This window comes from Rouxiella sp. Mn2063 (assembly GCF_049319665.1).
Taxonomy (GTDB): domain Bacteria; phylum Pseudomonadota; class Gammaproteobacteria; order Enterobacterales; family Enterobacteriaceae; genus JBMOUD01.
On the sequence record NZ_JBMOUD010000001.1, the window covers coordinates 100,699 to 118,736 of the forward strand.

Genomic DNA, 18,038 nt, shown 5'->3' on the forward strand with positions numbered 1-18,038 from the left:
CTAGATTTACATTGTGTTACCTAAAGGCTCGTTAAGCCACAAGGAAATGCAGGTTAGATCACACTGAAAAATGATAAAAAAATGTTAACTACTTGATAATAAAAATCAGGAGTCGACATTATGTCATCACATAGCAGTAGTTCAGTTGGTACTCGACAAGGAACGGCAACTAATATTTTCCGCGTCACTAGCGGCAATTTTCTGGAAATGTATGATTTTATGGTGTTTGGTTATTATGCCAGCGCAATTGCTCATACCTTTTTCCCAGGCTCTAATCCTTTTGCGTCATTAATGTTGACCCTAATGACCTTCGGTGCCGGTTTCTTGATGCGCCCGCTTGGCGCTATTGTACTCGGTGCCTATATCGACCATCACGGCAGACGCAAGGGGCTATTGATCACGCTTGGTCTAATGGCGCTTGGTACGCTGACTATTGCCTGTGTACCGGGATATAACAGTATCGGTGTGATGGCTCCGGTACTCATTTTACTCGGGCGTCTGCTACAGGGATTCTCTGCCGGTGTCGAGCTGGGAGGCGTGTCGGTTTATCTGTCTGAAATCGCACCTCCGGGTAAAAAAGGGTTTTATGTCAGTTGGCAATCAGCCAGTCAGCAAGTTGCTGTGGTCTTTGCCGCCTTGCTCGGCGTGTTATTGAATCATCTGCTGGGTAAAACACTAATGGATGAGTGGGGCTGGCGTATTCCTTTTGCGATTGGTTGCCTGATTGTTCCTTTCCTGTTTTGGATCCGTCGCATGATGGAGGAAACCGATGAATTCAAACAGCGTCGTCGTCACCCTGCAATGAGTGAAATTGTTCGCTCAGTCGGTGCTAACTGGCCGATTGTTTTAGTCGGCATGTTGATGGTAGTCACCACAACAGTATCGTTTTACATGATTACTGCCTTTACACCAACCTACGGCAAAAGTGTGCTGCAATTTAGCGAACAGCAAAGTTTTATCGTGACCTTATGCGTGGGGATTTCTAATCTTTTTTGGCTGCCTGTGATGGGGGCGTTTTCGGATAAAGTTGGTCGCCGCCCATTGCTGATTGTATTCAGTGCGTTGATTCTCGTGACGTCTTACCCCGCGCTAAATTGGCTTGTCGGTGCACCAAGCTTTGCTCGTTTGATTGAAGTTGAGCTGTGGTTATCATTTATGTATGCCAGTTATAACTCAGCGATGGTTGTGGCCCTGACCGAATTGATGCCTGCTGAAGTCCGCGCAACGGGCTTCTCGATGGCATATAGCCTGGCTACCGCTATTTTTGGTGGTTTCACCCCGGCAATATCGAGTTATATGATTCATGTCACTGGGAATAAAGCAATGCCGGGCGTATGGCTCTCAATCGCCGCAGTGTGCGGGTTGATCGCGGTATTAGTGTTACCGAGGATTACCTCACGGGAGCGGGCCATTTCTTCGGCGACGAGGGCTGGCGTTTGAATCAACGCTGGGATTTTTAAAATGAAACGGTGAATATTTCGGTTTCTCAAATGCGGTGTTCAATGTGACCACGCAGCCGGAATCGAGCAAAGGAACGAAGGCGCGTTCCTTTGCGATCCTGCGCCCTTTCAAACATTAACTCCCAGTCCAGTGGAGGCCATGTTTCAGTAGCTTCTGTGATAGCGTAAATGCCAGCCCTCCGGGCTTCCCGCCTCCGGGTTCAAGCCAACGATAGTTCCATTGTCTTTCACCACTCCACCGGTGGCATTTTGAGTGCGCTTAGCGGCTTTTAAATCAACAGCAACAAGACAGAAGCAAAGGCAGTTTAGCTTTTGAAGTAAAAGTTTGGTGGCGCACTCAAAATTTCACTGACGAGCGATGGAGAGACGGCGAAGGTTTTATTGAGCTGGCTTGAATCCGAGGAGGGGATGGCGGAGCCATGAAATTTGCGCCTGTCGTTGCGGTAGCTGAAACATGGCCGCCACTGAACTGGATATTGAAGTATCAAAAAAGCGCGGGATTCTTAAGGGTAGCGCGCTACCCTTAAGGCGGCTTAGGCTGCAATGTTACATTGAACACTGCATTTGATAAGCCGAAAAATCCACTTTTCTGGTTCTAATAACCGAAAAAAGCACGGTCATTGCTTATAAAACCAGAAATTATATTGTGTTATTTTCCGCTGGTTTTCTAAAAACCAGCCCGCGGATCAGCTAAGGCCAAGCGCCTTAGCAACCCCCTCTCCGTATGCCGGGTCAACCTGTGTAAACAGACCAACCTGACGCTTCTGGGTTTCCAGAGAAGCGTGCTTCAATTCGCCAGCGATACGATCGAACATGCGTTGATGCTCTTCATCCGACAGCAGTTGGAACAGCTTACGCGGTTGGCTGAAGTAATCTTCATCTTCGCGGTGGTTCCAGTGATCCGCCGCGCCTTCAATGCTTAATGGTGGTTCGCTGAAATCAGGCTGCTCTTGGAACAGGCCCGCGCTGTTTGGCTCATAGGTAACACCATTGCCGCTGTTACCATCCACGCGCATCGCGCCATCACGGTGATAGTTATGGAACGGGCATTTTGGTGCGTTAACGGGGATCTGATGGTGGTTAACACCTAAACGATAGCGGTGCGCATCGCCGTAGGAGAACAGACGACCTTGTAGCATTCTGTCCGGAGAGAAACCAATGCCTGGTACCACATTTGCCGGGCTCATAGCGACTTGCTCAACTTCGGCAAAGTAGTTATCTGGATTGCGGTTCAGCTCGAAATAACCGACGTCAATCAGCGGATAGTCGCTATGTAACCAGACTTTAGTCAGGTCAAACGGGTTATATGGCAGTTCCGAGGCTTCTTTTTCCGGCATCACCTGCACTTGCAGATTCCAGCGTGGGAAATCACCACGTTCAATCGCATCGTACAAATCACGTTGTGAGCTTTCACGATCGGAGCCAATGATTTTCTCTGCTTCGTCATCCATCAGGTTTTGAATGCCTTGCTGGCAACGGAAGTGGAATTTAACCCAGAAACGCTCGTTATCTTCGTTGATGAAACTATAAGTATGGCTACCGAAACCGTGGATGTGACGATAGGAACTTGGCAGGCCACGGTCGCTAACATCAATGGTCAATTGGTGCAGGCTTTCTGGCAGATGAGAGAAGAAATCCCACTTATACGCTGGGTTGCGCAGGTTAGTGCGTGGATCGCGTTTTACCACGTGGTTCAAATCAGGGAATTTCAGCGGGTCACGCAGATAAAATACTGGCGTATTATTACCGACTAAATCCCAGTTACCTTGCTCGGTGTAGAATTTCATCGAAAAGCCGCGAATATCACGCTCGGCATCCGCACCGCCACGTTCGCCAGCTACGGTCGAAAAACGGATAAACATTGGGGTTTGTTTACCAATGTCGGAGAAAATTTTCGCTCGGGTAAATTTGCTGATGTCATGTGTCACGGTAAATGTTCCGTAGGCCCCAGAACCTTTAGCGTGCATACGACGCTCGGGAATGACTTCGCGGTCAAAATGGGCCAGCTTTTCTAAAAACCACACATCTTGCAGCAACAACGGACCACGACGACCGGCAGTAATAACGTTGTTGTTATCGGCGACGGGGGCGCCAGCAGCAGTGGTTAAACCTCGTTTAGTCATGATAATTCCTTCCAGTAAACAATAGGGTGGCTAAGAAAATAAAGACGACAGACAGTTTTTATGAGAGACATCATCTCGCTTTAATACTGAGTTACTACTTTGCGGAGATATTCACTCTACTCGTTAGTTTTAGACCACTTGTTGATCAGGGGCAAATAGGCAGGGGGTATCAATGTAATCGGGCGGGGTATATACCCGTCATACTTCAAGTTGCAGGGGGGGCTGCACTCGCTTACCCCGGTCACTTAGTTATCTAAGCTTCAGGGGATTTTCTTAATTGCCTCCGACCTGTATCTCGACGTTTCTTAGGTATATGCGATACATAACCTCATAATTTGTTATTAAAAAATGCAGTTTTAATCCATTACCTGATTGCACCAACTATAAGACTGCATATACTGGCGGCAAATATCGCTATTTTATGATTATTCGGGATAACACATGAAAAAGATCCTTGCTGCTGGTATCGCTACTGCCGCATTAATGGCCGTTGCCTCATCAGCTAACGCGATTGGTGTGAGCACTGAAGTGGGCAAACATTACACTAACGTTGGTATCGGGTTAGGCACGACAACGTCCGGCATTGCGCTGAGCGGTAATTGGTCGCATAGCAGTCGTGATGGTGATTTTGGTGGCCTGGGGCTGGGATATAATATTCCTGTTGGACCTTTTATGGCGACGGTTGGGGCGAAGGCGCTTTATGTTCGCCCTGATGATGGCCGGAGTGGTTATGCGATTCCTTTGGGGGGCGGCTTACAATGGTCGATGAACCGTTATCTGTCTCTCTATGGTGAGGCTTATTACGCGCCTAACGCGCTGACTAGCGGGATTAACAATTATAAAGAAGCCAATGCAGGCGTGCGTTTGAAGCCAATTCCTTTGTTGAGCGTTGATGTGGGTTATCGTTATACCGCGCTTAATGGCGAGCATGGTAATTTGAATAATGTTATCTCTGACGGCCCTTACGTCGGTGCAGCGTTTAATTTCTAAATACCAGGGGGCTGCATGCAGCCCCTAAATTTGGTACCCAAATCGTTTTAAGTATTGAGATATCTGCTGTTCAGCAATATTTTGTCATGCTTTTTTGTCCTTCCTCTATTGGTTTCCCTCGCTTTTATCCGCTCAGCGATTGTGTTTCTCTCTTAGCCTTTCTACAGTGTTTGCTATCAGCTAAAACGCAGTAAAACGGTTACCGCAATAAACCAATTACCGCAGCAAAACAATGAATGAAGGAAAAAACAATGCTTAGGGTTGAGATGCTCAGCACGGGTGACGAAGTACTACATGGCCAAATTGTAGATACCAATTCTGCATGGTTGGCGAATATTCTTTTCGAGCAAGGGTTGCCGATGACCAGCCGTGAAACGGTCGGCGACAGCTTGCAGGCATTGATCGATGTATTAGTTGAACGTAGTCATATTGCCGATGTCTTGATCGTTAACGGCGGATTAGGCCCAACCAGCGATGATTTAAGCGCGTTAGCCGCTGCAACCGCCTGTGGTGTGGAATTGGTTGAGGATGCGGCGTGGCTGGCCAAAATGGAGGCTTTCTTTGCAGAGCGCGGTCGACCAATGGCGGCGTCAAATCGTAAACAAGCGCAGATCCCTGCTAATGCCGAAGTGTTGGATAATCCGGTCGGCACAGCCTGTGGTTTTAAAGTCATCCTCAATCGTTGCCAAATCTTCTTTACGCCGGGCGTGCCTTCCGAGTTTAAGGTAATGGTGGAACAGCAAATTATTCCGCGCCTGCACCAGCAATTCCCAGCATTGGCAGAGCAGTTATGCTTGCGATTAACGACTTTCGGACGCGGTGAAAGTGATTTGGCCAATGAGCTGGATGGCTTGGTTTTACCCGCAGGTGTTGTGATGGGTTATCGTTCTTCTTCGCCAATTATTGAGCTCAAATTGACCGGGCCCCGTAGTGAAGAAATCGCCATGCAAAAGGCGTTTGAACGGGTAAGAGAAGTCGCTGGCGAGAGTACGATTTTTGAAGGCGTGAGTAGCTTGCCAGAACAATTAGCACTGCGTTTATCTGCTAAAAATTTGCGCTTGGCTGTTAGCGAAAGTTTTACCGCGGGTTTGCTCAATTGGCGTTTGCAAAGTGCTGCAGTTCCCTTAGTGAATGGCGAGTTATTACCCAATGATAGCCAAGCTGCGTTGTTATCAACGGTGCAGAGAGCGGAAGATATTGGCAAACGTAGCGGGGCAGACTTAGCACTCGCGGTGAGTTCTTTATCTGAAGGGGTGATTAGTTTGGCGCTCTATACGCCTACAGGCTCAAATGGATTAACTATCCGTTATACCGCAACTCGCCATGGATTGACGTTGCGTCAAGAAACGATTGTGATGGTTGGGATGGATATGTTGCGTCGTTATCTTAATGGTTGGCCCGTAGTGGCAGATTACCCGTGGCTGGATAGAGTAGAGAAAATCTAATCGCTGTGAGGGATGAATCGTCGTCTGGAAGACTGAGATACCCTGGCATAGCAGCGCTAGGGGCGAGCCGCTACGCCCCCCAACGCGATGCTCTCCCTAATAACGGGATTTGCTTGTGTCTGGTGGGGTGACGGCTTTGATCGGCTTACAGTTCTAGCTCAATATCTTCTATTGGCAGGCAACAGCAGGGCAGGATGTCGCCCTGCTGAATAAACGCGAGGGGCTGCTGTTGATAGGCAACCTGGCCTTTCACTAACCGCATGCGGCAGGAGCCACAATAGCCTTCGCGGCACTGATATTCCACTTGCACCTGATGATGTTCAAACACTTCCAGCAAATTGCTATGGCTGGCCTGACAGGCCAGCTTTTTGCCGCAATGATTCAGCGTTACCGTGGGGCGAGGCTGACTCATATCAGAACTCAAAATCGCTCAGGTCATCAGCGTTCATTTCAGAGTCAATTTGGCCGACCAGATAAGAACTCACTTCGACTTCTTGCGGAGCAACCTGCACGTTATCTGATACTAACCAGGCATTAATCCATGGAATTGGGTTAGTACGTGTTTGGAACGGTGCTTTCAGACCAACGGCTTGCATACGGATGTTGGTGATGTATTCCACGTATTGGCACAGGATGTCTTTGTTCAGGCCAATCATCGAGCCGTCACGGAACAGGTATTCAGCCCACTCTTTCTCTTGCTGAGCTGCCAGGACGAATAGGTCAAAACACTCTTGCTCACACTCTTTAGCAATTTCCGCCATCTCGGGATCATCAGCACCAGAACGCAACAGGTTAAGTGCATGCTGAGTACCGGTTAAATGCAAGGCTTCGTCGCGGGCAATCATTTTGATGATTTTCGCGTTACCTTCCATTAATTCACGTTCAGCGAAAGCGAATGAGCAGGCGAAGCTGACGTAGAAACGCACGGCTTCCAGCGCGTTAACGCTCATCAGGCACAGGTACAGTTTTTTCTTCAGCTCATGCAGATTCACGACGATTGTTTTGCCGTTGACCTGATGTGTGCCTTCACCCAGCAAATGATAGTAGCTGGTCATTTCGATCAGCGAATCATAGTAGCCGGAGATATCTTTCGCACGTTTAAGGATCTCTTCGTTGGTGACGATATCGTCGAATACCAGCGCCGGATCGTTAACGATGTTACGGATGATATGGGTATAAGAGCGGGAATGGATAGTTTCTGAGAATGCCCAGGTTTCAACCCAAGTTTCCAGCTCTGGAATAGAAATCAACGGCAGCAGTGCGACGTTCGGGCTACGGCCTTGAATTGAGTCGAGCAGCGTTTGATATTTCAGATTGCTAAGGAAGATGTGCTTTTCATGATCTGGCAAACCGGCAAAGTCGATGCGATCGCGCGCAACGTCAATTTCTTCAGGACGCCAGAAGAAGGAAAGTTGTTTTTCGATCAGTTTTTCAAAAATTTCATGTTTTTGCTGATCAAAACGCGCAACGTTGACCGATTGACCAAAAAACATCGGTTCAAGCAGTTGGTCATTTTTATTTTGAGAGAAAGTGGTATAGGCCATGACATCCTCGGGGAAATCGATTAGGCAAAACAAAATCAGTTATGGGTCATGTGACCCGAAATAGTGGGGCGAGTATCACGTTCAGAATAAGCTGCCCCTATTGAGGGGCAGTTATTAGCAGAGGGCTTAGATTTTGCAGGCGCCGCTTTCGCAGTCGTCAACCTCAGCTTTCATGTCTTCTTGCACGTCATCTGCACCATCGCGGGTGTTTTGGTAGTAAAGGGTTTTTACTCCAAATTTGTAAGCCGTCAGCAGGTCTTTAAGCAATTGCTTCATCGGCACTTTGCTGTTGGCAAAGCGAGATGGATCATAGTTGGTGTTAGCAGAAATCGACTGGTCGATAAACTTCTGCATCAGGCCAACCAAGTGCAGGTAACCGTCGTTGCTTGGCATATCCCACAGTAATTCGTACTGATCTTTCAGACGCTCATATTCTGGAACAACCTGGCGCAAGATCCCATCTTTTGAAGCTTTAATACTCACGTGACCACGAGGTGGCTCAATACCGTTAGTCGCATTGGAAATTTGCGACGAGGTTTCTGATGGCATTAATGCTGACAGCGTCGAGTTACGCAGACCGTGCTCTTGAATGTTACGACGCAGGGTTTCCCAGTCGTAATGCAGCGGCTCGTCACAAATGGTATCGAGATCCTTTTTATAGGTGTCGATTGGCAGAATGCCCTGTGAATAAGTAGTTTCTTTGAACCAGGTACAAGCGCCTTGCTCACGCGCCAGCTCATTTGAGGCTTTTAGCAGGTAATACTGGATAGCTTCAAAGGCTTTGTGAGTCAGATTGTTCGCACTGCCATCTGAATAACGCACGCCATTTTTCGCCAAATAGTAAGCGAAGTTGATCACGCCAATACCCAGCGTACGACGGCCCATTGCGCCACGTTGAGCGGCCAAAATTGGGTAGTCCTGATAGTCGAGCAGGGCGTCGAGTGCACGAACGGCAAGCGTTGCTAGCTCATCAAGGTCATCAAGACTATCGATGGCGCCAAGGTTAAATGCTGACAGTGTACATAGCGCAATCTCACCATTTTCATCATTGATATCGGTCAATGGTGTCGTTGGTAAGGCAATTTCCAGGCACAGGTTAGATTGACGCACTGGTGCAACCGCTGGGTCAAACGGGCTATGAGTATTGCAATGGTCAACGTGTTGAATGTAAATACGGCCGGTAGAGGCGCGTTCTTGCATCATCAAGGAGAACAGCTCAACCGCTTTTACTTTCTGTTTACGGATGCTGTCGTCTTGCTCATATTGCGTATACAGACGCTCAAACTCGTCCTGATCGGCGAAGAATGCATCGTACAGGCCCGGCACGTCAGATGGACTGAACAGGGTGATATCCCCGCCTTTTACCAGACGCTGATACATCAGTTTGTTGATTTGCACGCCATAGTCCATATGACGGACGCGGTTGCCTTCAACACCACGGTTGTTTTTCAGAACCAACAGGCTCTCAACTTCCAGATGCCACATTGGATAGAACAACGTAGCCGCACCGCCGCGCACGCCGCCCTGAGAGCAGGATTTAACAGCAGTTTGGAAATGCTTATAGAACGGGATACAGCCGGTATGGAAAGCTTCACCGCCGCGGATTGGGCTACCCAATGCGCGAATGCGGCCAGCGTTAATACCAATGCCTGCGCGTTGAGAAACATATTTCACAATGGCGCTAGAGGTGGCATTGATTGAATCCAGGCTGTCGCCACACTCGATCAATACGCAAGAGCTGAACTGACGAGTCGGGGTACGAACGCCGGACATAATTGGCGTTGGCAGCGAAATTTTAAAGGTCGAGATGGCATCATAGAAACGCTTGATGTAATCCAGACGGGTTTCACGCGGATAGCCAGAGAACAGGCATGCTGAAACCAGAATGTACAGGAACTGAGCGCTTTCATAAATCTGACCGCTAACGCGGTTCTGCACCAAATATTTCCCTTCCAGCTGTTTTACCGCAGCGTAAGAGAAATTCATATCGCGCCAATGGTCGATATAACTATCCATCTGCTCGAACTCTTCACTGGTGTAGTCTTCCAGCAGATGTTTGTCGTATTTACCCATCTCAACCATTTTAGTCACATGGTCGAGTAGTTTTGGCGGTTCAAACTGGCCGTAAGCTTTTTTACGCAGATGGAAAATGGCCAGGCGCGCAGCCAGATATTGATAATCTGGTGCATCTTTAGAAATCAAATCAGCCGCTGCTTTGATGATGGTTTCATGGATATCAGCAGTTTTAATGCCGTCATAAAACTGGATATGCGAGCGCAGTTCTACTTGTGAAACTGAGACGTTTTGGAGACCTTCAGCCGCCCAGTCAATGACACGGTGAATTTTATCAAGATTGATACGTTCTGTTCGGCCATCGCGTTTAGTAACAAGCAGACTCTGATTCATGGGGCGCTTTACCTTAAGGGTTTATAGAAAAACTGACATCCGTGCCGACTGGCAGCACAATAATCTACACATGGGTAAACAAAGTGTAGTCATTGGTCAGGATATAAACACAACATATTGTGGGTTTGTTATTCTGGGGAGACAAGATAGTGATCGATCCTCAGCTTTGCAATAGGACAAAATCGCCAGATTTGTGGATAACTTGGGGAAGAATTTTTAACGAGGCTCGACAGCGCCCAGCGTGTCTGGGATGAGAGAAGTGTCAATATCCCAGATAGGATTTTCTTATATTTTTAGAAAATATGATCGACTGCCGGTTTATTAAACATTAGAAAAAAACGCTATATTGATGTGTATAACTATTCTAAAAAATCATGTTGGGGTAGTAGATTGGGCCAATACGCTAAAAACTAAGCTTTTAATAGAAACTCGCGGGGCGCAATCATGCAAAAATGCCATTTTATTGGCCCCGAAAGGTTTTTTAGACCTTGACGAAATGTCAGTTTGCGACAGGGTCCTGTGATTGAGTATGCAACATGTAGTTCACATCTACATTGGCACCCAATTTGAAGATGTTGGTCAGCGGATTGTAATGTAAACCGATGATGTCTCGTTCACGTAGCTGCGTGTTATCAACCCAAGAAAGCAATTCTGAAGGTTTAATAAACTTTTTAATGTCGTGCGTGCCTTTCGGCACCATCTTCAATACGTATTCTGCGCCGACAATCGCCATCAGCCACGCTTTACTGTTGCGATTGATAGTAGAGAAGAATACATGGCCGCCGGGTTTTACTAGACGAGCACAGGCGGCAACAACGGATGCAGGGTCGGGAACATGCTCAAGCATTTCCATACAGGTAACAACGTCATATTGCTGAGCGTGCGCATCGGCGTGGGCTTCGACAGTTTCTTGGACATACTCGACGCTAACGCCGCTTTCCAGCGCATGCAGGCGGGCAACCTGGAGTGGTTCTCCGCCCATATCAAGTCCGGTCACATGTGCACCAGCGCTGGCCATACTTTCACTGAGAATACCGCCGCCGCAGCCAACATCGAGCACTTTCTTATCAAAGAGTCCATTGGCGCGATCGAGGATATAGCTTAGGCGTAAAGGATTAATACGATGCAAAGGCTTAAATTCACCTTCGAGGTCCCACCAGCGTGAGGCCAGCGCCTCAAATTTAGCAATTTCGCTGTGGTCGATATTTTGTGGTTCGGTATTCAATTGGGTTGTCATTAGACCAGGCGCTCCTTAATAACAGCATGCACAGATTTAGAACCTATCCCCAAGGCTATTTAATTTGCCATGTTGAACCAGGACAGTGCTCGAAATCCTCACGTACTGCGTGTACGTACCGGTTTCTGTCCGTGTCCAACATGCCTGCAACAATAACGCCTACTAGGATAGACTCTTAGCAATATGCGCTGATTATACATATTCCGAGGTCTAGGTTCAGTTTTGTCTTTGTGGTCACTCTTTGTCCAAAATGGACATTCGATACGCAACGAATTGAAAGATGTTGGATAATAGTCTGCAACACCGTGCAGTTCTTTCCCACGATTCGTGAGTTTGTGGTATAATTTTACACCTTTGCCTATACAGGCACCGGCAATGAATAATCAGTAGAGGGATAGCAGCTCCATGAGCGATCTTGCCAGAGAAATCACACCGATTAACATCGAAGAAGAGCTGAAAAACTCTTACCTGGATTACGCCATGTCCGTTATCGTCGGGCGTGCGCTGCCAGATGTTCGCGATGGTTTGAAACCGGTGCACCGGCGCGTGCTTTACGCCATGAACGTTCTGGGTAATGACTGGAATAAAGCCTATAAAAAATCCGCCCGTGTGGTCGGTGACGTTATCGGTAAATATCACCCACATGGTGATACCGCGGTCTACGACACCATTGTTCGTATGGCTCAACCGTTCTCACTACGCTATATGCTGGTGGATGGACAGGGTAACTTCGGTTCAGTAGATGGCGACTCCGCTGCTGCGATGCGTTATACCGAAATCCGCATGTCCAAAATTGCCCACGAATTGCTGGCCGATCTGGAAAAAGAAACGGTAGATTTCGTACCGAACTACGACGGTACAGAGCAAATTCCTGCGGTGATGCCGACGCGCATTCCTAACCTGTTGGTTAATGGTGCTTCCGGTATCGCAGTTGGTATGGCTACCAACATTCCGCCGCATAACCTGACTGAGGTTATCAACGGCTGTCTGGCTTATATCGCCGATGAAAACATCAGCGTTGAAGGGCTGATGGAACATATCCCAGGCCCTGACTTCCCAACTGCCGGCATTATCAATGGCCGCCGCGGAATTGAAGATGCTTATCGCACTGGTCGCGGTAAGATCTACATCCGTGCTCGTGCTGAAGTGGAAGCTGACGCGAAAACAGGCCGTGAAACTATCATTGTTCACGAGATCCCTTATCAGGTGAACAAAGCGCGCTTGATCGAGAAAATCGCTGAGCTGGTTAAAGAAAAACGTGTTGAGGGTATCAGTGCGCTGCGCGACGAGTCTGATAAAGACGGGATGCGTATCGTTATTGAGATTAAACGTGATGCAGTCGGCGAAGTGGTACTGAACAATCTGTACTCACTGACCCAGTTGCAGACCTCTTTTGGTATCAACATGGTGGCATTGCACCAAGGGCAGCCGAAAATCCTCGGTCTGAAAGAGATTCTTTCTGCCTTTGTCCGCCACCGTCGCGAAGTTGTGACTCGTCGTACTATCTTTGAACTGCGCAAAGCGCGTGACCGTGCTCATATCCTTGAGGCATTGGCGATTGCGCTGGCAAACATCGATCCAATTATCGAATTGATTCGTGCTGCACCTACACCAGCCGAAGCAAAAGCGGGATTGATCGCGCGCTCGTGGGAGTTAGGCAACGTTGCGGCTATGCTGGCAAGTGCTGGTGATAACGCGGCACGTCCTGAATGGTTGGAGCCAGAGTTTGGTATTCATGATGGAAAATACTTCCTGACTGAACAACAGGCGCAGGCGATTCTGGATCTGCGTTTGCAGAAACTGACCGGCCTTGAGCACGAAAAACTGCTCGATGAATACAAAGAGTTGCTGACACAAATCGCAGAGTTGATGTTTATTCTGGAAAACCCAGATCGTTTGATGGAAGTCATTCGTGAAGAACTCGAAGCGATTCGTGACCAGTACAACGATGCGCGTCGTACCGAAATTACGGCTAATACTTCTGATATCAACATCGAAGACCTGATTAATCAGGAAGACGTTGTGGTGACGTTGTCGCATCAAGGCTACGTGAAATATCAGCCGCTGAGCGATTACGAAGCCCAGCGCCGCGGTGGTAAAGGTAAGTCTGCGGCACGTATAAAAGAAGAAGACTTCATTGACCGCTTGTTGGTTGCTAATACTCACGACACGATCTTGATGTTCTCAAGCCGCGGTCGTCTGTACTGGATGAAAGTCTATCAACTGCCTGAAGCCAGCCGTGGTGCGCGTGGACGTCCAATCGTCAACTTGTTGCCGCTTGAGCCGAACGAACGTATTACCGCTATCCTTCCAGTACGTGAGTATGAAGAAGGGCGTCATGTGTTTATGGCAACCGCCAGCGGCACCGTGAAGAAAACCGCACTGACAGATTTCAGCCGTCCACGTAGCGCCGGGATTATCGCTATCAACCTCAATGAGGGTGATGAGTTGATTGGTGTTGACCTGACCGACGGTAAAGATGAAGTCATGCTGTTCTCCGCGGCGGGTAAAGTGGTGCGTTTCTCTGAAGAAGCGGTACGCTCAATGGGTCGTACAGCCACTGGTGTGCGCGGTATTCGTCTGGGCGAAGGTGATAGCGTTGTCTCGTTGATTATTCCTCGTGGCGACGGCTGTATCCTGACCGTGACGCAAAATGGCTTCGGTAAGCGTACTGAATCTGGCGAGTACCCAACCAAGTCGCGTGCGACGCAAGGGGTTATCTCGATTAAAGTCAGTGAGCGTAATGGTCCGGTAGTTGGTGCGATCCAGGTTGATGAAGCTGACCAGATCATGATGATTACTGATGCGGGCACTCTGGTTCGTACCCGCGTATCAGAAGTCAGTACCGTGGGCCGTAATACTCAAGGTGTCACGCTTATTCGTACGTCGGAAGATGAACATGTTGTTGGCTTACAACGCGTGGCTGAACCGGTTGAAGACGAAGAACTCGATGCCGTTGCGACTGAAGAAGGTGAACTGGAAGCTGCGCGCGCGAGTGATGCGCCAGATGAAAGCGATGCTGAAGATGATGAGCAACCTGCTGACGACGAGTAATCTTCTTTAGCAGCGAGTGAATGTCGCAATCTGAAGGGCATAGCATATAACGTGCTATGCCCTTTGTTTTGTTACATGGTGTAGAACTGGCTTTTTTCCGTTGATATAAGTAGTGTATCCCGATCGCCGTTGATCTCGGTCTGTCCCTGCATGGTAATGGTAACCGCTTGAAGTATTTAACCTCATTTAGAACAACACTGCGCATCTCCCGCTACCTGTTCCGGGTATTGGCGATTATGCTGTGGTCGCTTGGCGCGCTGCTGACCACCTTTTATGTGTTAAATATCTTCCACACCAAAGAAGCCGAAATCCGCGAAGAAGATAACCTGAATTATAGTCAGGCGCAGAGCTATATGAAAAATACCGCGGACATTGTGCGCGATATTAAATACATGGCGGAAAGACGTCTTAGCGATTCGATGAACGGTCTGGATATTATTAACGGCGTGGTGAGCAGCAAAAATATTGAACCTAGCTACCATGCGCTATATAGCGATTCTGACTGTTCGCAGATTAATGGCAGCTATCGTAACTCTCTCAATTCTCTGGGCAGTATGATCCACTACTGGAAAAATAATTTCTCAGAAGATTATGATCTTAGACGTATTTTCTTTATTGGTGGTGAAAGTCTTTGCTTGGTAGATTTTGGCGTCGTTCCTAACACGCTGCAGATAGAAAATGAAAACGTGCTGAAATCGATGCACGATAAAATCATGACATATCGTAACGGCAAGGATAAGGCTAGCAGTACTTATTGGGCGGTGCCTGGACCGAATAAAGAGACCGGCTATCTGTATGTTTTGACGCCTATCTATGTCGGCAACAAACTCGAAGCCCTGATGGGTATTCAGCAGGCGTTGCGTTTAGATGATCTCGTCTCAACGCCTGTTAACCACGGTAATGTTGTACTTCTCAACGAAAGCAATGAGCCGGTATTCAATTTTACGGAAAGCAATAATTTTACCCTATTGCCAAATCAATACCCGTCAGCCAAGAGTTATTTCGGTTATACCAGCGGTTATAAGCATCTCATTTATAAAAAAATACTCCCGCCATCTTCGCTAAGTGTTGCCTATTCGCTGCCCTTCAATACGCTTATTGAGCGTTTCCGGGTTCTGATCCTCAATTCAGTACTCTTAAACATCCTCTCTGCCTTGGTACTGTTCGTTCTGGCGTGGGCATTTGAACGCAAGATGTTTTCTCCTGCCGAAGTAAACGCCTTACGCTTGGAGGAGCACGAGCAATTTAACCGCAAAATTGTGGCATCGGCCCCGGTAGGCATCTCGATTTTACGTATCAGTGATGGGGTAAATATCCTCAGTAACGAATTGGCACATAATTATATCAATATGCTGACCCATAAAGACCGTCAGCGTATTACGCGTATTATCTGTGACCAACAAACCGATCTGGTCGATATTATTACTAAAGATAATAACAACATACAGCTAAGCTTTGTGCACTCGCGTTACCGTAATGAAGATGTGGCTATCTGCGTACTTATTGATGTGAGTGCCAGGGTAAAAATGGAAGAGTCATTACAGGATATGGCCAATGCCGCCGAGCAGGCTAGCCAATCAAAATCCATGTTCCTGGCAACGGTGAGCCATGAGTTGCGCACGCCATTATATGGAATTATCGGTAATCTGGATTTACTGCAAACCCAAGGATTACCGCAAGGAGTAGACCGTTTAGTGACGGCAATGAATAACTCCTCTGCGCTATTGCTGAAAATCATTAGCGATATTCTCGACTTCTCTAAAATTGAATCCGAGCAATTAAAAATAGAGCCGAGTGAGTTTTCATGTCGTGAAGTGATCACCCACACAGCCGCTAACTATTTGCCGTTGGTAGTGAAGAAACGCCTTGGACTGTATTGTTTTATTGAGCACGATGTGCCGGAAATATTTAATAGCGATCCCGTGCGGTTACAGCAGGTGCTATCCAATATTTTGAATAATGCGATTAAGTTTACCGATACAGGCTGCATTATTTTACATACGCGTACTAACGGTGATTATCTGGAATTTATGGTGCGTGATACTGGGGTTGGCATACCGAGGCGTGAACTGACTCAACTCTTTGATCCCTTCTTCCAGGTTGGTAGCGGCGTGCAGCAACACTTCCAAGGAACAGGGCTAGGGTTGGCGATTTGTGAAAAGCTAATTAACTTGATGGATGGTGATATTGCCGTTGAGTCTGAGCCGGGGATGGGTAGTTTGTTTACGGTACGATTACCTATTTTTTCTGCCAAAAAACCAGATATGCAACCTTTGACTATCTGGCAGCATAAAACCCTGTGGTTAGGTATCCGCAACGCTTATCTGGAAAGTTATTTACAGCAATTACTGCGTCATCAAGGCGCGAAAGTGCAACGCTGGCAGCCAGATGCAGATGTTGGGCCTGAAGATGTATTGATTACCGATATTCCGTTAATCCATTACGGTAAATTAGGCGCTCAGATTGAGTTCTCTATCGATCATATTGGTCCGCCGTTGGAAACTCGTCCTGGTTACTGGGTGCATAGCACCTCAACACCGTTAGAAATAACGCTGCTGCTCAACCGTATTTACCAGCTTGAAGATTTAGCCGCAGGTAACACGCCGGCCCTGTTAACTGATGGCGGATACTTACAAGATAACAGCGATATTTCTCTGCTGGTGGTCGACGACCATCCGATCAATCGACGCCTGTTGGCCGATCAATTAGGATCGATGGGGTATCAAGTGATCACTGCAAATGATGGTTTAGATGCTCTGGAAGCCATCAAAGTACATGCGATTGATATTGTGCTTAGCGACGTTAACATGCCGAATCTTGACGGTTATGGACTCACCAGACGTTTGCGTGAGCTGGGTTATTCATTGCCAGTCATCGGCGTCACAGCGAATGCCTTGGCTGAACAAAAACAGCGTTGTTTAGAAGCGGGGATGGACAGTTGCCTTTCCAAACCAGTGACGTTGGAACAGTTGCGTCAGGCATTGACCTATTTTAGTAATTTGGTTCGCCGCACGCGCAGGGGATAATGTCTCAAACGGCGTCATGTATTGACCATCAAGACAACAAAAAAAGGGCACAATCAATAATTGTGCCCTTTTTACATTTCAAGGCCAATAGCCTTGAACAGGTTTTAGTCTGATGATGTTGTGCTAACTGAGGAAAGGTAATTCAGCAGCGCGATATCATTTTCAACGCCCAGTTTCATCATTGCTGATTTCTTCTGGCTGCTGATAGTTTTGATACTGCGGTTAAGTTTCTTGGCAATTTCGGTAACCAGGAAACCTTCGGCAAACAGGCGCAGAACTTCGCTCTCTTTCGGTGAAAGGCGTTTGTCGCCATAGCCGTTAGCACTGATTTTCTCTAGTAACTTAGAGACGCTTTCTGGCGTGAATTTTTTGCCTTTTTGCAGGGCAGCAAGCGCTTTTGGCAGATCGGTCGGTGCGCCTTGCTTGAGCACGATGCCCTCGATATCTAAATCCAGTACGGAGCTGAGGATTGCCGGGTTATTGTTCATGGTCAGAACAATAATTGATAGCTGAGGGAAGTGGCGCTTAATGTATTTGATAAGCGTAATGCCATCGCCGTATTTATCACCTGGCATAGACAAATCGGTAATCAGTACATGCGCGTCAAGTTTACTTAGGCTATTAATTAGTGTGGTTGAGTCTTCAAACTCACCGACGACGTTAACCCATTCAATTTGTTCAAGAGACTTCCGGATACCAAAGAGGACGATCGGATGATCGTCGGCAATGATTACGTTCATGTTATTCATATGA

The 18,038-nt window shown here is 47.6% G+C and carries 11 protein-coding genes; 5 read left to right on the plus strand and 6 right to left on the minus strand.

The window, feature by feature from the left end:
* Positions 1 to 120: 120 nt before the first annotated feature.
* Positions 121 to 1,440 carry an MFS transporter gene (locus ACL9RG_RS00470; protein WP_422790606.1) on the plus strand — a complete coding sequence of 440 codons (1,320 nt, stop codon included), beginning with the start codon at positions 121 to 123 and terminating at the stop codon, positions 1,438 to 1,440.
* Positions 1,441 to 2,146: 706 nt separating this feature from the next.
* Here ACL9RG_RS00470 and ACL9RG_RS00475 read toward each other — a convergent pair.
* Entirely contained in the window at positions 2,147 to 3,583 is a 1,437-nt protein-coding gene (locus ACL9RG_RS00475; RefSeq protein ID WP_422790607.1) for a catalase, read from the minus strand.
* A gap of 441 nt (positions 3,584 to 4,024) precedes the next feature.
* On the opposite strand from ACL9RG_RS00475, the gene ACL9RG_RS00480 reads away from it, so the two are divergent.
* Both ACL9RG_RS00480 and ACL9RG_RS00485 read left to right on the plus strand, forming a co-directional pair.
* Positions 4,025 to 4,573 (plus strand): YfaZ family outer membrane protein, encoded by a 549-nt coding sequence (locus ACL9RG_RS00480; RefSeq protein ID WP_422790608.1) that lies wholly within the window; start codon positions 4,025 to 4,027, stop codon positions 4,571 to 4,573.
* 251 nt (positions 4,574 to 4,824) lie between these two features.
* A complete protein-coding gene (locus ACL9RG_RS00485; protein ID WP_422790609.1) occupies positions 4,825 to 6,018 on the plus strand; it encodes a nicotinamide mononucleotide deamidase-related protein YfaY in 1,194 nt (397 codons plus the stop codon).
* A gap of 145 nt (positions 6,019 to 6,163) precedes the next feature.
* On the opposite strand, the gene yfaE is transcribed toward ACL9RG_RS00485, so the two are convergent.
* The 4 genes from yfaE to ubiG form a co-directional block, all read right to left on the minus strand.
* Complete coding sequence (yfaE, locus tag ACL9RG_RS00490) at positions 6,164 to 6,430, minus strand: class I ribonucleotide reductase maintenance protein YfaE (protein ID WP_422790610.1); 267 nt, start codon at positions 6,428 to 6,430, stop codon at positions 6,164 to 6,166.
* Between the two features lies 1 nt (position 6,431).
* Positions 6,432 to 7,562, minus strand: coding sequence for a class Ia ribonucleoside-diphosphate reductase subunit beta (nrdB, locus tag ACL9RG_RS00495; protein ID WP_422790611.1), 1,131 nt, complete (start codon positions 7,560 to 7,562; stop codon positions 6,432 to 6,434).
* A gap of 126 nt (positions 7,563 to 7,688) precedes the next feature.
* Complete coding sequence (gene nrdA / locus ACL9RG_RS00500; protein ID WP_422790612.1) at positions 7,689 to 9,968, minus strand: class 1a ribonucleoside-diphosphate reductase subunit alpha; 2,280 nt, start codon at positions 9,966 to 9,968, stop codon at positions 7,689 to 7,691.
* A gap of 499 nt (positions 9,969 to 10,467) precedes the next feature.
* The gene (gene ubiG, locus ACL9RG_RS00505; RefSeq protein ID WP_422790613.1) at positions 10,468 to 11,205 is read right to left on the minus strand and encodes a bifunctional 2-polyprenyl-6-hydroxyphenol methylase/3-demethylubiquinol 3-O-methyltransferase UbiG; all 738 of its coding nucleotides are present in this window, start codon (positions 11,203 to 11,205) and stop codon (positions 10,468 to 10,470) included.
* Positions 11,206 to 11,610: 405 nt separating this feature from the next.
* On the opposite strand from ubiG, the gene gyrA reads away from it, so the two are divergent.
* Both gyrA and rcsC read left to right on the plus strand, forming a co-directional pair.
* A complete protein-coding gene (gene gyrA / locus ACL9RG_RS00510) occupies positions 11,611 to 14,259 on the plus strand; it encodes a DNA topoisomerase (ATP-hydrolyzing) subunit A (RefSeq protein ID WP_422790614.1) in 2,649 nt (882 codons plus the stop codon).
* A 167-nt stretch (positions 14,260 to 14,426) separates the two neighbouring features.
* Complete coding sequence (gene rcsC, locus ACL9RG_RS00515) at positions 14,427 to 17,285, plus strand: two-component system sensor histidine kinase RcsC (RefSeq protein ID WP_422790615.1); 2,859 nt, start codon at positions 14,427 to 14,429, stop codon at positions 17,283 to 17,285.
* A 104-nt stretch (positions 17,286 to 17,389) separates the two neighbouring features.
* On the opposite strand, the gene rcsB is transcribed toward rcsC, so the two are convergent.
* The gene (gene rcsB / locus ACL9RG_RS00520) at positions 17,390 to 18,034 is read right to left on the minus strand and encodes a response regulator transcription factor RcsB (RefSeq protein WP_422790616.1); all 645 of its coding nucleotides are present in this window, start codon (positions 18,032 to 18,034) and stop codon (positions 17,390 to 17,392) included.
* Between the last annotated feature and the right edge of the window lie 4 nt (positions 18,035 to 18,038).

What these genes read in the sequence shown, in the direction of transcription:
- ACL9RG_RS00470 (WP_422790606.1), top strand. Translation starts at nt 121, where the DNA reads ATGTCATCACATAGCAGTAGTTCAGTTGGTACTCGACAAGGAACGGCA.
- ACL9RG_RS00475 (WP_422790607.1), bottom strand. Translation starts at nt 3,583, where the DNA reads ATGACTAAACGAGGTTTAACCACTGCTGCTGGCGCCCCCGTCGCCGAT.
- ACL9RG_RS00480 (WP_422790608.1), top strand. Translation starts at nt 4,025, where the DNA reads ATGAAAAAGATCCTTGCTGCTGGTATCGCTACTGCCGCATTAATGGCC.
- ACL9RG_RS00485 (WP_422790609.1), top strand. Translation starts at nt 4,825, where the DNA reads ATGCTTAGGGTTGAGATGCTCAGCACGGGTGACGAAGTACTACATGGC.
- yfaE (WP_422790610.1), bottom strand. Translation starts at nt 6,430, where the DNA reads ATGAGTCAGCCTCGCCCCACGGTAACGCTGAATCATTGCGGCAAAAAG.
- nrdB (WP_422790611.1), bottom strand. Translation starts at nt 7,562, where the DNA reads ATGGCCTATACCACTTTCTCTCAAAATAAAAATGACCAACTGCTTGAA.
- nrdA (WP_422790612.1), bottom strand. Translation starts at nt 9,968, where the DNA reads ATGAATCAGAGTCTGCTTGTTACTAAACGCGATGGCCGAACAGAACGT.
- ubiG (WP_422790613.1), bottom strand. Translation starts at nt 11,205, where the DNA reads ATGACAACCCAATTGAATACCGAACCACAAAATATCGACCACAGCGAA.
- gyrA (WP_422790614.1), top strand. Translation starts at nt 11,611, where the DNA reads ATGAGCGATCTTGCCAGAGAAATCACACCGATTAACATCGAAGAAGAG.
- rcsB (WP_422790616.1), bottom strand. Translation starts at nt 18,034, where the DNA reads ATGAATAACATGAACGTAATCATTGCCGACGATCATCCGATCGTCCTC.